Origin of the sequence: Roseateles oligotrophus (assembly GCF_014204525.1) — a bacterium.
Lineage (GTDB): Bacteria > Pseudomonadota > Gammaproteobacteria > Burkholderiales > Burkholderiaceae_C > Paucibacter_A > Paucibacter_A oligotrophus_A.
Window position 1 is genome coordinate 465,536 of the sequence record NZ_JACHLP010000001.1, and the last position, 17,103, is coordinate 482,638.

Consider the following 17,103-nt stretch of genomic DNA (forward strand, 5'->3'; position numbering starts at 1 on the left):
TCAAACCGGCATGCCGACGAGGTCATGCCCCTCGGCCGCCACGATGCGCAGCTTGGTGAACTCGCCCACCTTGAGCGTACGGCTGGCCTTCTCGGGCGGCAGAATGCGCACCGTGCCGTCGATCTCGGGCGCGTCGGCATAGCTGCGACCCACGCCGCCCTTGCGACCCAGGGCCGGGGCAGAGTCGACCAGCACCTGCATGGTGGCGCCGATGCGCGACCGCAGCTTGGCGGTGGATACCGCCTCGGCCACGGCCATGAAACGGGCCTGGCGCTCTTCGCGCACCTGCTGCGGCAAGGCGCCGGGCAAGTCATTGGCCGAGGCACCTTCCACCGGCGAGTAGGCAAAGCAGCCGGCGCGGTCGATGCGGGCTTCCTGCATAAAGTCAAGCAGGTACTGGAATTCTTCTTCCGTCTCGCCGGGGAAGCCGGCGATGAAGGTGGAGCGGATCACGATGTCCGGGCAGGTCTCGCGCCAGCGCAGGATGCGCTCCATATTTTTCTCGCCATTGGCGGGACGCTTCATGCGCTTGAGCACATCGGGGTGGGCGTGCTGCAGGGGCACGTCCAGATAGGGCAGGACCAGACCCTCGGCCATCAGCGGCAGCACCTCGTCCACATGGGGATAGGGGTAGACATAGTGCAGGCGCACCCAGGCGCCATGGGCCTTGGCCATTTCGCCCAGCTGGGCCACCAGGTCGAACATGCGAGTCTTGACCGGCTTGCCGTCCCAGAAACCCATGCGGTATTTGACGTCCACGCCATAGGCGCTGGTGTCCTGGCTGATGACCAGCAATTCCTTGACGCCGGACTCGAACAGGGCACGCGCCTCGTTCAGCACATCGCCGATGGGACGCGAGACCAGATCGCCGCGCATGCTGGGGATGATGCAGAAGGAGCAGCGGTGGTTGCAGCCCTCGCTGATCTTCAGATAGGCGTAGTGCTTGGGGGTCAGCTTGATGCCGTAGGCAGGCACCAGATCGACAAAGGGGTCGTGCGGCTTGGGCACATGGGTGTGGACGGCGTCCATCACCTCTTGCGTGGCATGCGGGCCGGTGACGGCCAGCACGCTGGGATGCATCTCGCGCACCAAGCTGCCGGCATCCGTGCTGCTGGCGCCGGCCTTGGCACCCAGGCAGCCGGTGACGATGACCTTGCCGTTCTCGGCCAGAGCCTCGCCAATGGTGTCCAGGCTTTCCTTGACGGCGTCGTCGATGAAGCCGCAGGTATTGACGATGACCAGATCGGCACCGGCAAAGGTCTTGGAGGTTTCGTAGCCTTCGGCCCGCAGCTGGGTCAGGATCAGCTCGCTGTCGGTGAGCGCCTTCGGGCAGCCGAGCGAAACAAAGCCAATCTTGGGGGCGCTGGTGCCGAGCGGGCTGGGAGTTTGGATTGCAGTCATCCGGTGATTTTCGCTCATTCCGCGGCGACAGCGTGCCCGACTCCGCTACTTCTTGGGCGGAAAGCCCGGCATGCCCGGGAACAGGGCGCCGGCCTTTTCCATCTGCTCCTTCATCTGCTCCTGCATCTGGCTCAGCAGGCTCTTGCTTTGCTCCACATAGCCGCCCATCAGGTTTTGCATCATCGGCGACTGGGCGCCCATGAACTGGGTCCACAGCTCGGGGCTGAAGGCCAGACCCTGGCTTTGCTCGGCAAAGCGGGATTGCAGCTCGCCAAAGGTCTTGACGTTGCGCTCCAGATAATCACCCATCACGCCCTGCATGGCATGGCCGTAGAAGCGAATGATCTGCTCCAGCGAGCTGGTGCTGAACATGGGCACGCCGCCGGTTTCTTCTTCCAAGATGATTTGCAGCAGGATGCTGCGCGTCAGGTCTTCCGCCGTCTTGGCATCGCGCACCTCGAAGGCCTGACCGTCGAGCACCATCTTCTTGACGTCGGCCAGGGTGATATAGCTGCTGGTATGAGTGTCATACAGGCGGCGGTTTGGGTACTTCTTGAGCACCCGCAGCGCCGATGTCTCTTCGGCCTCGGCCGACTCCGCCGTCTTGCCTCTGCGGGCAGTCACCATGAAACACTCCTTGTCAGACGGTTATTGGGCATGGCCTCATTCTAGAAGTCCGCTCTCGGCGGCGCGGGCAATACTTCTACCGAGATGACCCAAAAAACACAGCCCTGGGAAGCAGGGCTGCGCACATTATCAACCTGCCGCTAGCGCGGCGACTCAGCTCACCAGATACGGATGCGCTGCTCGGCCGGCTTGAACATCGCGTCCCCCGGCTTGCTGCCAAAGGCCTGGTGGAAGCCATCGTGGTTAATGGCCGCGCCATTGGTGCGGAAGTCCGGCGGCGAATGCGGGTCGGTGGTCAGCAATTGCAGCGTGCGCTCATCACGCGCCTTGTAGCGCCAGGCCTGGGCCCAACCGAAGAAGAAGCGCTGCTCGCCACTGAAGCCGTCCAGCACCGGCGCGGGCTTGCCTCCCAGCGAGCGCTGATAGGCCTTGAAAGCCACTTGCAGGCCCGACAAATCGGCGATGTTTTCACCCAGGGTCAACTTGCCCTTGACCTTCTTGCCCGGCAGGGGTTCGTACTTGTTGAACTGCGCCACCAACTGGGCACCGATGGCGTCGAAGCCCTTGCGATCGGCCTCGCTCCACCAATTGCGCAGCTTGCCATCGCCATCGAACTGGCTGCCTTCGTCGTCAAAACCATGGCTGATCTCATGGCCGATGACGGCGCCGATGGCACCGTAATTGACCGCATCATCGGCAGCCATATCAAAGAAGGGCGGCTGCAAAATCGCGGCCGGGAAAACGATCTCGTTCAAGGCCGGGTTGTAGTAGGCGTTGACGGTCTGCGGCGTCATGCCCCACTCGGCGCGATCTACCGGCTGGCCGGCGCGCAGCGCGATGCGCTGGTATTCAAAGGCCGCCGAACGCAGGCCGTTGCCAAAGGCATCGCCCGGGCGCACATCGAGCTTGGAGAAGTCGCGCCAGGCATCGGGGTAGCCGATCTTGACCATGTACTTGCTCAGCTTCTCCCTTGCGGCGGCCTTGGTGGCCGGCGTCATCCAGCTCAGGCCGTCGATGGATTCGCGGTAGGCCTGCATCAAATGACCCACCAGTTCCTGCATGCGCGCCTTGTAGGCCGGCGGGAAATGCTCGGCCACATAGACCTGACCGATCGCCTCGCCCAGCGCCGTATTGACCTCGTTGATGCCTTGCTGCCAGCGCGGCAGCGGCTGCTTGGCGCCCGTCAGCGCCGCGCCGTGGAAGGCGAAATAGGCATCGCGGAAGGCCTGGGGCAGGACTTGCGCGCTCTCATCCAGGGCGCGCAGCTTCAGATATTGCCTCCAGGTCTCCAGCGGCACGGTCTTGAAGAGCTGGGCCAGGCCCGCAATCGCGCTGGGCTGGGTCACGGACAAGCGATCGATACCACCCAGCTGCGCCGCCTGCAAAAACACCGGCCAATCCAGGCCGGGCGCGCGCTTGGCCAGCTGAGCCGGCGTCATCGGGTTATAGGTCTTGACCGGATCGCGGTTGCGAACATTGTCCCAGTGCAGCTTGGCGATGCGCTGCTCCAGGGCCAGCACCTGGCCGGCGATGCGCTCGGGCTGGGCCTCGCCAGCCAGGCGCGCCAGCGTCGTCAAATAGCCCAGATAAGCCTTGCGCACCTGGGCCAGCTTGGCGTCGGCCTTGAGGTAGTAGTCGCGGTCGGGCATGCCCAGGCCGCCCTGCATCGCAACGGCGCGGTTGATATTGGGCTCTTTGACGTCGGCCATCACCGTCAGGGCGATCGGCGTGTTGCTCATGCCCTGGGCCGCACCCAGCCATCTGGCCAACTCGGCCGGCGTCTGGATGGCGGCGATACCACCCAGGCGCTGCTGGATGGGCGCCAGGCCCGCGGCGTCGATCGCAGCGGTGTCCAAAAAGCTGGCGTAGAAGGCGGCGATCTTGGCCTCGGTACTGCCTTCTTTTTGCGGCTTGGCCTGCAAGCCCTCGATCAGCGCACGCACCTGGGCATCGGACTTGTCGGCCAATTGCTCAAACGTGCCGAAAGCCGACTTGTCGGCCGGGATGTCGGTGGACTTCAGCCAGGCCCCGTTGACCGCGCGGAACAAATCGTCCTGGGCCCTTACCTTGGCGTCAAAACCCTTCAGGTCCAGACCCGACAGCGCCGCCGTCTGCGCCCCCACCCAAGCCGAACACATCATCAAGCCCGCCAAGGGGACCAGTCGCCAAATCTTCATGCCAAAGCCTTGAATGGAAAAGCGTGCGAGGGTAGACCAAGCACACCGGGCCGGCAAGATGACTTTCAGCAGGGATGGCCTGGCGGGGCGGAAAGCAAAAAGCCCGGCCACTCAAAGAGTGCTCGGGCTTTTCCGTACCTGAGAGGTACCTACCAATTTGGTAGGCGCGATTGGACTCGAACCAACGACCCCCACCATGTCAAGGTGGTGCTCTAACCAGCTGAGCTACGCGCCTTTAGGGAACTCTTGTTTTTCTTTTTTCAACGTGACTTACTTGAAGTAACGCCTACCGTGTTTTGGTAGGCGCGATTGGACTCGAACCAACGACCCCCACCATGTCAAGGTGGTGCTCTAACCAGCTGAGCTACGCGCCTCAAGAGCTTTGCAGTGTAGCATGGTTTTTACGGCTCCGGCAAGAGTTGGGCCGGAATCGCCAATTACTTTCGCCTTGCGCTGCGCACCCCCGCCACCTGGGAGACGCTGCGCAAGACCTGGGCCAGACGGCCCGAATCCGCCACCTCGACGGTGAAGTTCATCCAGGCCGTCTCGCCCTTGGATTGCTTGAGCGACTGGGTGTTGACCGCCGTGACATTCATCTTCTCCTTGGCCAGTACCTCCAGCACATCGCGCAGCAGGCCTTGGCGGTCGGAGGATTCGACGATCACATCGACCGGATAGAGCGGCGCGCCCTTGCCCGCCGGGCCGGAGCCATAGTCCGCGCCGCCCCAGGTCACGTCGATGACGCGCTCGGCCGCGCGCTGGGCCATCTGGCGGAAGTTGATGCAGTCGATGCGATGGATGGCCACGCCCTTGCCACGGGTGACATAACCACCAATCGCATCGGGTGGCGCCGGGCGGCAGCAGCGCGCCAGATTGGTCAGCAAGGAATCCACCCCCACCACCAGCACACCACCGCGCGGCGCCCCGCTGCCGCCGCCCTTGCTGACGCGCTGGGCCAGGGCCTCGTCGGACAAGGGCTCTTGCACCGTCGGGCGCAGCAGCAGCTCGATATTGCGCAGCGAGTATTCGTCCTTGCCCACCACCTCGAACAAGGCATCGGCATTCTTGAAGCCCAGGCGGCCGGCCAGGTCTTCCAGCTTGATGACGGTCTTGCCCTCGCGTTGCAGCAGTTTTTCTACCGCCTCGCGGCCGCGCGCAATGGTCTGGGCCTGGGCTAGGACATTGAACCAGGCCCGCACCTTGGCGCGCGAGCGCTGGCTGCGCAGATAGCCGGCCTCGGTGTTCAACCAGTCCAGCGAGGGCCCGCCCTCCTTGGCCGCCGTGATCTCCACGGTCTGGCCGCTTTGCAGCGGCGTGTTCAGCTGCACCATCACACCATCGACCTTGGCGCCGCGGCAGCGGTGGCCCAGATCGGTGTGCACCGCGTAGGCGAAGTCGACGGGCGTGGCGCCGGCGCTCAGCTCGACGATGGAGGCCTGCGGGGTGAAGACATAGATGCGCTCATCGAACAAGGCCGCATCCGCAGCTTGACCCTGGCTCTGGCCTTCCACCAGATCCCGCTCCCAGGCCAGCAGCTGGCGCAGCACGGCCTTGCGGGCCTGCGCCACCTGCTCCTCGAAATCACCGGCGGCGCTGACGCCCGCATAGCCCTTGGTGCCCGCCTCCTTGTAAGCCCAGTGGGCGGCCACGCCGTGCTCCGCATGCTCGTGCATGGCCTGGGTGCGGATCTGCACCTCCATGGCCCGGCCGTCCGCCCCCAGCACCACCGTGTGCAGAGACTGATAGCCATTCGGCTTGGGGCGGGCGATGTAGTCGTCGAACTCACCCGCCACCGGCGTGTAGGCCTCGTGCAGCCAGCTCAGGGCGGCATAACAGCTCGTCAGATCGGGCACGACGATGCGCAGGGCGCGCAGGTCGAACACCCGGGAGAGATCCAGGCCCTTGCCCTGCATCTTCTTGAAGATGCTGTAGAGGTGTTTGGGCCGGCCCTGCACCTGGGCCTGGATGCCTTGCGCCGCCAGGCCTTGCTGCAAGGCCTGGCGGGCGTCTTCGACCGCCTGCTCGCGCCGCACCCGGGTTTCAAGCAGGGCCTTCGCCAGGTCTTTGTAAGCCTCGGGCTGCAGAAAGCGGAAGGACAGGTCCTCGATCTCCCACTTGATCTGCCAGATGCCCAGCCGGTTGGCCAGCGGTGCGAAGACCTGCTGCGACTCGGTGGCCAGCGTGCCGGGGCAAGGCTGTTTGCTCTGCGCAAAGTAACGCAGGGTCTGCAGGCGCGAGGCCAAGCGCAGCAGCACCACCCGCAAATCGCGCGAGAAGGCCAGCAGCATCTTGCGCACCCTCTCGGTCTGCTCGCCACGCTGCTGGGCCTCGACCTTGGCCTCGCGTGCGGCGCGCTGGATCTGCACCAGGCGCCGGGTATGCGTGACCAGGCTGGCATAGGACTCGCCAAAGGCCTTGGCCACCACCTCCTCGGGCTTGGCCAGAAAGTCGCCGGCATAGACCAGATAGGCGGCCGCCTGCATGGAGGGCGCGGCCCCGATGCCGGCCAGGATGGCGGCCACACCGTCGGCATGCGCCAGGGCCTCTTCGCCGGTGTCCAGCAACTGGGCGCTGAGCAAGGGCTCGGCAAAAGCGCGCGCCCGCAGGACAGGATTCGCCTCGCGCGCCGGCGCTGGGCAGGCATCGGGGGCAGCGTCGGCGCCACAACCCGGCAGGTCCACATCAAGCAGGGCCACGATGGGCGCGGCCTCTTGGGCGGCGTTCCCGGCCCAGGGTTCACCTGCCAGGCTTCTATTCAATCCCGTCTTCATTTCTTCTTTTCAAACACCCTGCCAAACAACATCAGGCCGCCATCATGCCTCGTTCAGAAAACGTCTCACCGCGGCGATCTGCTCGGGCTGGATCAAGGTAGGGGCATGGCCCACGCCGGCAAAGCCTTGCAAACGCGCCCGCGGCCCGCGCTCTGTCATCTGCTGCGCGGTCTCGGCGCTGAGCAGATCGGAGTCCTCGCCGCGTAGCAGCAGGGTCGGGCAGGCTATGGCCTCGTAGCTCTTCCACAGCGCCGCGGAGCCGTACTCCGCCAACTCCTTGGTGAAGCTGGCAAAAGGCTGGGCGATGGCGGGGTCGTAATGCAGCCTGAACTGCCCGCCCTCGGCCCGCAGCATGGGGGCCGAAAGCGCCGCCCACTGCGCCTCGCTGTGCGGGCCGAAGCCGGCCGAGATGCTGGCCAGATAGGCCGCGCCCTCGGCCGCAGAGGCAAAGCGCTTGGGCAGGCCCAGATAGCCGCCGATGCGCTGCAGGGCCTCGAAGGCAATCGTCGGGCCCACATCGTTGAGCACCAGGCGGCGGATGGGGTTCTTAGGCAGGGCGGCCAGGCCCATGCCGATCAGGCCGCCCATGGAGGTGCCCACCCAGTCCAGCACCGGCGCGTTCAGCCGCGCCAGCAGGCTCACCATATCGGCCACATAGGCCGGCAACTGATAGCCCGCCGGATGGGCCAGCCAATCCGACTCACCGCGCCCGACCACATCGGGGCAGACCACCCGGTAGCGGTCCTGCATGGCGCGGGCCAGGCTGTCGAAGTCACGCCCCTGGCGGGACAGGCCGTGCACACAGACGAGCACCGGCGGTGCACAGCCCTCGGCCAAGGCAGGGCCGCGATAAGGCCATTCCCAGTAAGCCATGCGGTGCAGACCGGCCGCGCCCAGGCATTGCACAAAATTCAGCTGCGGATCAACAAGGGCCATGAATTGCGTCCTTCAGGAGGAGGGTTCTGCGAGGTCCTTATAGTGTGCATGAGCCACACAGCTGTTCACTGAGATCGATTCTTTTAAAAGGACGCACCATGTTGAAAGGCAAGACTGCCATCGTGACCGGATCCACCAGCGGCATCGGACTGGGCGTTGCCCTGGCCCTGGCCCGCCAGGGGGTGAATATCGTGTTGAACGGTTTCGGCGATGTCGAAGGCCCCAAGGCCGAGGTTGCGGCGCTGGGCGTCAAGGTTGGCTACCACGGCGCCGATATGAGCAAGCCCGCCGAGATAGCGGCCTTGATGGACTATGCCGAGGCCGAATTCGGCGGCTGCGACATCCTGGTCAACAACGCCGGCATCCAGTTCGTGGCGCCGGTGGAGGAGTTCCCGGCCGAACGCTGGGACGCCATCATCGCCATCAACCTCAGCTCGGCCTTCCACACCACCCGCCTGGCCCTGCCCGGCATGAAGCAGCGCGGCTGGGGCCGCATCATCAATCTGGCCTCGGTGCATGGGCTGGTGGCCTCGGCCAATAAATCGGCCTATGTGGCGGCCAAGCATGGCCTGGTGGGCTTTACCAAGGCCGTGGCCCTGGAGACGGCCACCAGCCCGGTGACGGTCAATGCCATCTGCCCGGGCTGGGTGCTGACGCCGCTGGTGCAAAAACAGGTGGACGCCCGCGCCCTGGCCGAACAGGTGGACGGCGAGGAAGCCAAGCGCCGCCTGCTGGCCGAGAAGCAACCCTCGCTGCAATTCACCACGCCCGAGCAATTGGGCGAGCTGACGGTCTTCCTCTGCTCAGAGGCCGCCAGCAATGTGCGCGGCCAGGCCTGGAGCCTGGACGGCGGCTGGACCGCGCAGTAATCTGCCAGTTCAACGCACCGTCATCACCACGGTGCCGCTGACATTCACCGTCACGCTGGCCTTGCCGGCCTCGGTCGGCAAGGCCTCATCGGCCGAGGCCGCCATGGCCTTGAAGCGCATCTGCGGGGCGGCCATGGGCATGGGGCCGGAGTCCTGGGTGTTCACATTCACCTCGCCGATGCTGTAGCCGCCGTAACCGAACTGCTGGGCGTAGTCGGCCGCGCGCGCCTTGAAGTTGGCGATGGCCTGCTTGACCACATCGCCCTCCACCTTCTGGCGCTGCTCCTTGGACAAGCTATAGCTCACCCGTGAGATATTCATGCTGCTGATGCGGCCGCTCAGTTGGGCGATGCCGGCGGCGTCCTTGCCCTCGACCAGCAGCTCGGCCGTGCCCTGCCAGCCATTGATGCCACCCTTGGGCGCATAGCGCGGGTAGAGCGAGAAATTGCCGGTCTGCACCTCGATCTGGCCCGGCTTGGCGGCCTTGCGGGCCTCGGCCAGGGCGGCGTCCAGGGCTTGTTTCAAGGCCGTCTGCACGGCGGCGGCATCCGTGCCTTCCTTGGTGGTGGCGAAGCTCACGCCCAGCACATCACGCGTCACTTCGACGCTGGCCGAGGCGCTCAGATTCAGGCGATCACGCGGCAGATTGTCCTGATTCTGGCCGGCCGGGGCGGCCACGGCCAAGCCGGCGGCCGTGGCCGCGCTCATCAGCACCAGCAGGCTGCGCAGGGTCTTGTTCTTGCTGAGGCTTCTATCGGTCTTGTGCATATCTGCTTCTCCTTCGTCATGAGACTCGGTTCTTGGGCCCGCGATCCGGGTTGGATGTTCAAGGCCCTCAGCTTAAGCGCGGGCGGGCCGAAAACGTTGACTTTGCCAAGCGCGCTCGACCCAGTCCCCGCACAAGGCACACAGAGCTCACACAATTGTTACGGGCCTGTAACGGCGGGGCCGGCACATGCCAAATCGACCGAAATCGCTCCACAATGCCGCTGTTACAAATTCAAGAAGTCCTTTTCAAACGCCATGAACAGCCCCAGCAGTACACGTGCCAATCGCATCCTGGTTGTCGACGACGATGCCCGCATCCGTGACCTTCTGCGCCGCTATCTGACGCAGGAAGGCTTTGAGGTGCTGCTGGCCGAAGACGGCCGCGCCCTCAACCGCCAGCTGACCCGCGAGACGGTGGACCTGATCGTGCTCGACCTGATGCTGCCCGGCGAAGACGGTCTGACCCTGTGCCGCCGCCTGCGCGCCGGCAACGACAACACCCCCATCATCATGCTGACCGCCAAGGTCGAGGACGTGGACCGCATCGTCGGCCTGGAAGTGGGTGCGGACGACTACCTCGCCAAGCCCTTCAACCCACGCGAGCTGCTGGCCCGCATCAACGCCGTGCTGCGCCGCCGCCCGGCGCTGGAGGCGCCCGGCGCCCCCTCGCTGGAGCCAATGACCGTCAGCTTCGGCCCCTTCGAGTTCGATCTGGCCCTGCGCCGCCTGTCCAAGGACGGCGAGCCCCTGCCCCTGACCACCGGCGAGTTCTCCATGCTCAAGGCCCTGGTGCGCCACCCCCGCCAGCCGCTGTCGCGCGACAAACTGGCCCAGCTGGCCCGCGGCCGCGAGTTCGAGCCCTTTGACCGCAGCCTGGACGTGCAGGTCTCGCGCCTGCGCAAGCTGCTGGAGACCGACCCGACCCAGCCGCGCTATATCCAGACCGTCTGGGGTGTGGGTTATGTGTTTGTGCCGGATGAGGCAAGCCAGGCCTGATGCCCCGGCCACAAGCGCGCGTGCTTTCCGACCTCGCCAAGCCCAGGCTGGCGCTCACTCTCTTCTGGCGCACCTTCGCCCTGCTGGCCCTGCTGCTATCGGGCGGGGTACTGGCCTGGCAGCAGACCTTCAAGGTGCTGGAGGCCGAGCCGCGCGCGCTGGAATCGGCCCAGCAGTTGGCCGGCCTGGTCAATCTGAGCCGGGTGGCCCTGGCCAATACCGACAGCATCAACCGCGTCGCCATGCTCTCCACCCTGGCGCGCAGCGATGCGGTGCAGGTGCGGGTGGCCGAGCAGAGCGACCGCTGGCAGGCTTACGACGCCAACACCTTTGCCAAACGCCTGGCCGCCGAGCTGCGCGAGCGCCTGGGGCCAGGCACCGTGGTGGCCCGCAGCGTCAACCAGGAGCCGGGCCTGTGGGTGCGCTTCAGCATCGGCGAGGACGCCTACTGGCTGCAAACCAGCGCCGCGCCCCTGTCCGTCAGCCTGTCCGGCAACGCCTGGTGGCTGGGCATTGCCCTGATCGCCACGGCCCTGGGTTCGGCCCTGATCACCCGCCTGATCAACCAGCCCCTGCGCGAGCTGAGCTTTGCCGCCCACCGCATCCGCGAGGGCGAGTACGACTCGCGCCTGGATGAGAGCACCCGCACCAGCGAGATCCGCGAGGTGAATATGGGCTTCAACCGCATGGCCAGGGAACTGGCCAAGATGGAGGACGACCGCGCCGTCATGCTGGCCGGCATCTCGCACGATCTGCGCACCCCGCTGGCGCGGCTGCGCCTGGAGGCCGAGATGAGCGTGGCCGACGAGCAGGCCCGCCAGTTCATGGCCCAGGACATCGCCCAGCTGGACGCCATCATCAATAAATTCATGGACTACGCCCGGCCCTCGGAGGTGCAGCTCAAGCCCATCGCCCTGGCCGAGCTGGCCGAACGCGAGGCCCTGGGGTTCCGCAAGCCGGAGGAGATCCGCATCCTGGTGCGCTTACCGGCCGAGTTACGTGTCTGGGCCGACGAGACCGAGCTGGCCCGCGTGCTGCTCAATCTGTTCGAGAACGCCCGCCGCTACGGCCACGCGCCGGGCGAGGCCAGCCTGGTCATCGTCAGCCACCGCAGCACCGGGCCCTGGGTGGACCTGCTGGTGCGCGATTTCGGCCCCGGCGTGCCGGCCGACAAAATGGATCGCCTGACCACGCCCTTCTTCCGCGGCGACAGCGCCCGCACCGCCGCCACCGGCGCCGGCCTGGGCCTGGCCATCGTGGAGAAATCGGTGCAGCGCCTGGGCGGCCAGCTGCAGATCAGCAATGCCCGCGGCGGCGGCCTGCAGACCATCATCCGCCTGCAGAAAGCGCAGTGAGCCTGCGTCGGCGAAAGCTGGGGGGGGTCAGGTCTTGCCAGCGCAGAGCAGGCAGACGGCCCGCGCCTCGATGGCCTTGCCCTCGCCCACCGGGCCCATCTTCTCGGCCGTCTTGGCCTTCACATTGACCTGCTCGGGCGCCAGGCCCAGCACCGCGGCCAGGCGCTCCCGCATGGCCAGGATATGGGGCGCCATCTTGGGCGCCTGGGCAACGATGGTGCTGTCGATATTGACGACCCGCCAGCCCGCCTCCCCCACCTTGCGATAGGCCTCGGCCAGCAAGACCATGGAGTCCGCGCCCTTGAACTGGGCGGCGGTGTCGGGAAACAGCTTGCCGATATCACCCAGGCAAGCCGCACCCAGCAAGGCATCGGTGATGGCATGGGCCAGCGCATCGGCATCCGAATGCCCCAGCAAGCCGTGGCTGTGCGGAATGGTCACCCCGCCCAGCACAAGGGGTCGGCCCTCGACCAGGGCATGGGTGTCCCAGCCCTCGCCAATCCGCAAGGCAGGCAGGGCAGGCTGAGAAGAGAGGGAGGGCGATGGGGCGGTAGTGGCGGAAGTCATGGGCGCAAATCAATGAAGGCGGCTGAGGCACTTCGGGCGGAAGAATCGGGGGCTGGCAGCTTAGCGCATCCGCAAAAAAAGCGAGCTTTGTACGCTATCGTCACGGCCTCCCATCATGCCACCACCATGCGCCTCCAAGCCCAGCCCGCCCCCATGCCTTGCCCGCGCGCCCCTGCCCGCCTCATGCCTCGCCTGCTGGCCCTGGGCCTGTTTTTTTTGCTGAGCAGGCCAGCACTCGCGCAGACGACGCTAGCACTGCCCAGCAGCACCCAGGCCGCAGAACAGACCGCAAGCGTCAAACCCCGCCCCCGCATCGCCCTCGTACTCTCGGGCGGTGGCGCGCGCGGCCTGGCGCATATCGGGGTGCTGCGGGTCTTGCAGGAGCTGCGCGTGCCGGTGGACATGGTGGTGGGCACCAGCATGGGCGCCCTGGTGGGCGGCGCCTTCGCCTCGGGCCGCAGCGTGGACGAGTTGGAGGCTTTTGTGAACAGCGCCGACTGGACGGCCATCCTGGCCGACCGCCCGCCGCGCCAGGAGCTGAGCTACCGCCGCCGCGAGGACGATCAGTTGCTGCCATCCCGCATCGAGGTGGGCTTGGGTCTAGGCGATGTCAGCCTGCCGCCGGCCGCGGCTGGCAATAGCGGCCTGGAGTTCGCGCTGGAACGCTTGATCGCCAGCCAGTACGCCGACCTGAGCACCGGCCAGCTGCCCCTGCCCTTTCGCGCCATCGCCACCGATTTGCTGACCGGCGAGCTGGCCGATCTGGACGACAGCCCGCTGTTCCTGGCCATGCGCGCCTCCATGGCCATCCCCGGTTTTTTCTCGCCGGTGCGGGTCAAGGGCCGGCTGATGGTGGATGGCGGCCTGGTGCGCAATATGGGCGTGGAGAGCGCCCGCGCCATGGGGGCCGACCTCATCATCGCCGTCGATGTGGGCACGCCGCTGGCCGAGGAGAAGGAGCTGGGCAGCGCCCTGGGCGTGAGCCGCCAGATGCTGTCCATCCTGACCACGCAAAACGTGGCCCGCTCCATCCGCACGCTCAGGCCCGAGGACGTGCTGATCGACCCCGACCTCGGCAATCTGAGCTTTCTCGACTTCGGCCGCCGCGACGAGGCCGTGGCCACCGGCCAGCGTGCGGCCCGCGCAGCGCATGAACGCCTCAGCCAGTTCGCGCTCTCGGCCCAGGAATACGCCTTGCATGAGCAGCGGCGCCAGCGTCCGCCCGCGCTCGCGCCCCAGGCCCTGCCCCTGGCCTCGCTGGACATCGAGGGCGCCAAGCTGACCAATCCCGAGGTGCTGAAAAAAGAAATAGACCTGCTTGTCGGCCAGCCCGCCAGCCAGGCCCAGATCAATGCCGCGACCAGCCAGCTCTACGGCCGCGGCGACTTCGACCGCCTGGACACCCAGGTGCTGGACCGCGACGGCGAGCGCCATGTCACCATCCACGTCAGCGAGGCCGACTGGGCGCGCAGCCGCCTGCGCCTGGGCTTGGAGCTGAGCAGCAATTTCGCCGACGACAACAGCTTCAAGGTCGTGGCCCTGCACAAGCTCAGCTGGATCAATCGCTGGGGCGCCGAGCTGCGCAGCCAGGCCAGCATTGGCAGCCAGCGCAAGCTGGGCAGCAGCTTCTACCAGCCCCTGGGCGCCGGCTCGCCCTGGTATGTGGAGCCGGGCATCAGCTTCAACGGTGAACCCTGGGACTATTACGTCAACGGCAAGCGCCTGGCCCGCTACAACACCCGACTGACCCTGGCCAGCTTCGCGCTGGGGCGCCGCCTGGGCAACTGGGGGGACGTGCAGCTGGGCTATAACCGCTTCAAGGGCGAGGCCGTCGTGCAAATCCCCGAGCAAGCCAGCAACGGACCGCACGAACAAAGCGGCAGTCAAAGCCTGCTGCGGCTGCGCGCCGACACGCTGGACTCAATCGCCTTTCCAACCCGCGGCTATCTGCTGGACCTCAGCACCACCCGCACCCAGATCTACAGCAGCGGACAGACCAGCAACGATGTGTCCTTCTCCGGCCTCGCGGCCTACCGGGCAGGGGACTGGGCCGGCCATGGCTTGGCCGAGTTCTCGCACGCCAGCTTCGGTTCAGCCACCTCGCTGGGCGGTTTCCTGCGCCTGTCAGGCAGCCCCAAGAGCTCGCTGAGCGACCAGAATGTGGGCCTGCTGCGCCTGGTAACGGCCAAACGCATCGGCACCATGCCCGTGGGCCTGGGCGAGACGGTGCGCGGCGGCTTCTCGCTGGAATTGGGCGGTGCCGTCCCCAATGGCCAGCGCCTGCAGCCCAGCGACCTCAAGCTGGCCGGCAGCCTCTTCATCGCGGTGGACACCCGCCTGGGCCCCTTCTACCTCGCCGCCGGCTCCACCCGGGGCGCGGACAGCGCACTGTATTTATTCCTGGGACCGAGTTGGTAAAGGGCGCTCAGGCCTTTCTCCGCATCGCCGTCAGCTGCCTGAACTCCCAGGAGCGGAAGCCCAGCATCAAGGTGTAGCCATCGCGATCTTTCAGCGGCAGGCGCTGGTCGTCCTGGTGCAGGCGGGCCAGCTCACCCGCGAGTTGGCGGATCTTGTGGACCAACTCCATGGCGCTCGCGTCGGACAGGCGGGCGTGCACACACAGCAAAGATTCACCCTGGCCATCGAATCGTCCGGCGAAGTAATCATCCACCACAGCGCGGCGGAAAAAATGCTGCACCGGGCCATCCGGCAGCCAGCGGAAGGCCAAGGACACGCGCATGCGGTAGCGGTTGCCGGGCTTGAGTTCGATCAGGGCCAGGCGATCCAGCTTGACCAGATAGCCGATGCACTCGGTCTCGCTGATCTCATAGGTCTCGACGATCTGCTCCATGGTCCAGTGGCCCAGGCAGCTGATCGCCACCAGCAGGAGCTTGGGATCGCTGACCAGGCTTTTCTCCTGCTCCAGCGTCAGCGTGTCGGCATGCGGCGTGGCATCGGCCGCCTGACGCAGCACGTCGTCCATGGCCACGCCCACGGCCTTGCAGATCTGCGCCATGCGGGTCAGCGACATATCGCCCTGCGAGAACATGCGCTTGATGCTGGACTCGCTCAGGCCCAGCTTGTCGCCCAGGCCTTTATAGGTCAGGCCGGCCACACGCATCTCCGAGCGCAGCACCTGCAGCAGCACTTCAGGGGTGCTCATATCCAAACTCTCCTCTTAGACGGTTTCGCCTCCAGGCGCGGCCCGGAGTAGCGCTTCACGCTACCAATCGAAGCGCATTGTGCTGCCTTGCATGAAGCCGTGGCGTCATTCGGGCAAAGCCTCAACACTGGCGTTGCGGCATGTCGAACAAGAGCGCTGGCAAGCCTCGTCGCGACGCGCCCTTCATCATCACTTCAGGAGTCGGCAATGCCGAAAGTCATCAAAGCCATCCAATCCCACCAAGGCCTGAGCGCCATCGCCCTGACCGGCCTGGCCCTGGCCATAGGCGCGGCCCTGCCCACGCAGGCCCATGCCCAAAGCAAGAATCAAGAAACGCCGTATATCGGCGCCAATATCGGCCTCTACAACAAGTACGCGATGGACTGCAAAGGCGGCGTGGCCTGCGATCTGACGGCACGCGCCGGTGGCAAGGTCTTCATCGGCCAGCAGTTCGAATACCTGGGCGGCCTGGGCCTGGAGGCCATGGCCTACGGCATCAGCAGCGGCCAGGGCACGGTCAAGCGCGGCAGCGGCGAAGAAGCCGGCTGGGTCAAGCAGGCCGGCCTGGGCGTCTATGCCGTGCTGCCCCTGAGTTATGGCGACTTCAGCTTCAAGGGCAAGCTGGGCGCCGGCTATGCGCAGGGCAAGGCCAGCTACGCGGCCGGTGGCAGCGACTCCAAATGGAGCTTCCAGGGCATCTACGGCCTGGGTGTGAGCTACGCCATCAACAAGCAGATCTCCCTCAATCTGGACTATGACAATGTGGGCGCCAAGTACGGCGCCGGCAGCACCCGGGTCGGCATGTTCTCGACCGGCCTGAGCTACCGCTTCTAAACTCCGCGCCGCCCCCACCCACCCTGTCAACCAAGGGGGCGGCAAAGTCGCCATCCTTGGCTACCATCGGGCCATGGAAGAGGACTTGACGGCCTTGATACAGCGCGTGCGCGAGGGCGATGCCCAGGCGCGCTCCGATCTCTTCGGCAGCGCCTATGCCGATCTGCGCCAGCTGGCGCGAGCCCGCCTGCGCGACGGGGGCCGGCACGAGGGCTTCAGCACCACCGCCCTGGTGCACGAGTCCTATCTGCGCTTTCTGCGAGCCGGCGACTTGCGCGCGGTGGACCGCCGGGCCTTCTTCGCCTACGCCTCGCAGGTGATGCGTTCCGTCATCGTCGATCTGGTGCGCGAACAACACGCCCAGCGCCGCGGCGGCGCTGTCCAGCACGAGACCCTGGACAGCCAGTTAGGCCTGCCTGCGGCCCAAGGCGAGAGCGAGATCTTGCAGGTGCACGAGGCCCTGGCCGCCCTGGCCAGCAGCGAGCCCCGCCTGGCCCAGGTGGTGGAGATGCGCTACTTTGGCGGCTACGAAGAGAGCGAAATTGCCCAGGCCCTGGATCTGCATGTGCGCACCGTGCGCCGCGACTGGGAAAAAGCCCGGCTGCTGCTGATCGCCCTGATGCAGGGCTGAGCCAGGCC

The 17,103-nt window shown here is 66.1% G+C and carries 14 protein-coding genes and 2 tRNA genes; 6 read left to right on the plus strand and 10 right to left on the minus strand.

The window, feature by feature from the left end:
* The 7 genes from rimO to HNP55_RS02170 form a co-directional block, all read right to left on the minus strand.
* Positions 1-1,401: a 30S ribosomal protein S12 methylthiotransferase RimO gene (gene rimO, locus HNP55_RS02140; RefSeq protein WP_246448111.1), complete on the minus strand. Its 1,401-nt coding sequence runs from the start codon at positions 1,399-1,401 to the stop codon at positions 1-3.
* Positions 1,402-1,446: 45 nt separating this feature from the next.
* Complete coding sequence (gene phaR, locus HNP55_RS02145; protein WP_184295706.1) at positions 1,447-2,028, minus strand: polyhydroxyalkanoate synthesis repressor PhaR; 582 nt, start codon at positions 2,026-2,028, stop codon at positions 1,447-1,449.
* A 158-nt stretch (positions 2,029-2,186) separates the two neighbouring features.
* The gene (locus HNP55_RS02150; RefSeq protein WP_184295708.1) at positions 2,187-4,205 is read right to left on the minus strand and encodes a M13 family metallopeptidase; all 2,019 of its coding nucleotides are present in this window, start codon (positions 4,203-4,205) and stop codon (positions 2,187-2,189) included.
* Between the two features lie 158 nt (positions 4,206-4,363).
* Positions 4,364-4,440, minus strand: a tRNA-Val gene (locus HNP55_RS02155).
* Between the two features lie 62 nt (positions 4,441-4,502).
* Positions 4,503-4,579, minus strand: a tRNA-Val gene (locus HNP55_RS02160).
* 63 nt (positions 4,580-4,642) lie between these two features.
* Complete coding sequence (locus tag HNP55_RS02165; RefSeq protein ID WP_409993727.1) at positions 4,643-6,901, minus strand: RelA/SpoT family protein; 2,259 nt, start codon at positions 6,899-6,901, stop codon at positions 4,643-4,645.
* A gap of 117 nt (positions 6,902-7,018) precedes the next feature.
* Positions 7,019-7,912 (minus strand): alpha/beta fold hydrolase, encoded by an 894-nt coding sequence (locus HNP55_RS02170; RefSeq protein WP_184295712.1) that lies wholly within the window; start codon positions 7,910-7,912, stop codon positions 7,019-7,021.
* Positions 7,913-8,010: 98 nt separating this feature from the next.
* Here HNP55_RS02170 and HNP55_RS02175 point away from each other — a divergent pair, with 98 nt between their 5' ends.
* The gene (locus HNP55_RS02175; protein WP_184295714.1) at positions 8,011-8,781 is read left to right on the plus strand and encodes a 3-hydroxybutyrate dehydrogenase; all 771 of its coding nucleotides are present in this window, start codon (positions 8,011-8,013) and stop codon (positions 8,779-8,781) included.
* A gap of 9 nt (positions 8,782-8,790) precedes the next feature.
* Here HNP55_RS02175 and HNP55_RS02180 read toward each other — a convergent pair whose 3' ends face one another.
* The gene (locus HNP55_RS02180) at positions 8,791-9,549 is read right to left on the minus strand and encodes an SIMPL domain-containing protein (RefSeq protein WP_246448113.1); all 759 of its coding nucleotides are present in this window, start codon (positions 9,547-9,549) and stop codon (positions 8,791-8,793) included.
* Positions 9,550-9,804: 255 nt separating this feature from the next.
* Here HNP55_RS02180 and ompR point away from each other — a divergent pair, with 255 nt between their 5' ends.
* Positions 9,805-10,545 carry a two-component system response regulator OmpR gene (gene ompR / locus HNP55_RS02185; protein WP_184295716.1) on the plus strand — a complete coding sequence of 247 codons (741 nt, stop codon included), beginning with the start codon at positions 9,805-9,807 and terminating at the stop codon, positions 10,543-10,545.
* 20 nt (positions 10,546-10,565) lie between these two features.
* Complete coding sequence (locus tag HNP55_RS02190; protein ID WP_348648640.1) at positions 10,566-11,900, plus strand: ATP-binding protein; 1,335 nt, start codon at positions 10,566-10,568, stop codon at positions 11,898-11,900.
* A 27-nt stretch (positions 11,901-11,927) separates the two neighbouring features.
* Here the strand turns inward: HNP55_RS02190 and ispF are convergent, their stop codons facing one another.
* A complete protein-coding gene (ispF, locus tag HNP55_RS02195) occupies positions 11,928-12,467 on the minus strand; it encodes a 2-C-methyl-D-erythritol 2,4-cyclodiphosphate synthase (RefSeq protein ID WP_184295721.1) in 540 nt (179 codons plus the stop codon).
* A 126-nt stretch (positions 12,468-12,593) separates the two neighbouring features.
* Here ispF and HNP55_RS02200 point away from each other — a divergent pair, with 126 nt between their 5' ends.
* The gene (locus HNP55_RS02200) at positions 12,594-14,885 is read left to right on the plus strand and encodes a patatin-like phospholipase family protein (protein WP_184295723.1); all 2,292 of its coding nucleotides are present in this window, start codon (positions 12,594-12,596) and stop codon (positions 14,883-14,885) included.
* Between the two features lie 7 nt (positions 14,886-14,892).
* Here the strand turns inward: HNP55_RS02200 and HNP55_RS02205 are convergent, their stop codons facing one another.
* Positions 14,893-15,630, minus strand: coding sequence for a helix-turn-helix domain-containing protein (locus tag HNP55_RS02205; RefSeq protein ID WP_184295726.1), 738 nt, complete (start codon positions 15,628-15,630; stop codon positions 14,893-14,895).
* Positions 15,631-15,837: 207 nt separating this feature from the next.
* On the opposite strand from HNP55_RS02205, the gene HNP55_RS02210 reads away from it, so the two are divergent.
* Both HNP55_RS02210 and HNP55_RS02215 read left to right on the plus strand, forming a co-directional pair.
* Positions 15,838-16,464 (plus strand): outer membrane beta-barrel protein, encoded by a 627-nt coding sequence (locus HNP55_RS02210; RefSeq protein WP_184295728.1) that lies wholly within the window; start codon positions 15,838-15,840, stop codon positions 16,462-16,464.
* Positions 16,465-16,537: 73 nt separating this feature from the next.
* Positions 16,538-17,095 (plus strand): ECF-type sigma factor, encoded by a 558-nt coding sequence (locus tag HNP55_RS02215; protein WP_184295730.1) that lies wholly within the window; start codon positions 16,538-16,540, stop codon positions 17,093-17,095.
* Positions 17,096-17,103: the final 8 nt, after the last annotated feature.

What these genes read in the sequence shown, in the direction of transcription:
- HNP55_RS02175 (WP_184295714.1), top strand. Translation starts at nt 8,011, where the DNA reads ATGTTGAAAGGCAAGACTGCCATCGTGACCGGATCCACCAGCGGCATC.
- HNP55_RS02150 (WP_184295708.1), bottom strand. Translation starts at nt 4,205, where the DNA reads ATGAAGATTTGGCGACTGGTCCCCTTGGCGGGCTTGATGATGTGTTCG.
- rimO (WP_246448111.1), bottom strand. Translation starts at nt 1,401, where the DNA reads ATGACTGCAATCCAAACTCCCAGCCCGCTCGGCACCAGCGCCCCCAAG.
- HNP55_RS02170 (WP_184295712.1), bottom strand. Translation starts at nt 7,912, where the DNA reads ATGGCCCTTGTTGATCCGCAGCTGAATTTTGTGCAATGCCTGGGCGCG.
- HNP55_RS02200 (WP_184295723.1), top strand. Translation starts at nt 12,594, where the DNA reads ATGCGCCTCCAAGCCCAGCCCGCCCCCATGCCTTGCCCGCGCGCCCCT.
- HNP55_RS02180 (WP_246448113.1), bottom strand. Translation starts at nt 9,549, where the DNA reads ATGCACAAGACCGATAGAAGCCTCAGCAAGAACAAGACCCTGCGCAGC.
- HNP55_RS02210 (WP_184295728.1), top strand. Translation starts at nt 15,838, where the DNA reads ATGCCGAAAGTCATCAAAGCCATCCAATCCCACCAAGGCCTGAGCGCC.
- HNP55_RS02205 (WP_184295726.1), bottom strand. Translation starts at nt 15,630, where the DNA reads ATGAGCACCCCTGAAGTGCTGCTGCAGGTGCTGCGCTCGGAGATGCGT.
- ispF (WP_184295721.1), bottom strand. Translation starts at nt 12,467, where the DNA reads ATGACTTCCGCCACTACCGCCCCATCGCCCTCCCTCTCTTCTCAGCCT.
- ompR (WP_184295716.1), top strand. Translation starts at nt 9,805, where the DNA reads ATGAACAGCCCCAGCAGTACACGTGCCAATCGCATCCTGGTTGTCGAC.
- HNP55_RS02215 (WP_184295730.1), top strand. Translation starts at nt 16,538, where the DNA reads ATGGAAGAGGACTTGACGGCCTTGATACAGCGCGTGCGCGAGGGCGAT.
- phaR (WP_184295706.1), bottom strand. Translation starts at nt 2,028, where the DNA reads ATGGTGACTGCCCGCAGAGGCAAGACGGCGGAGTCGGCCGAGGCCGAA.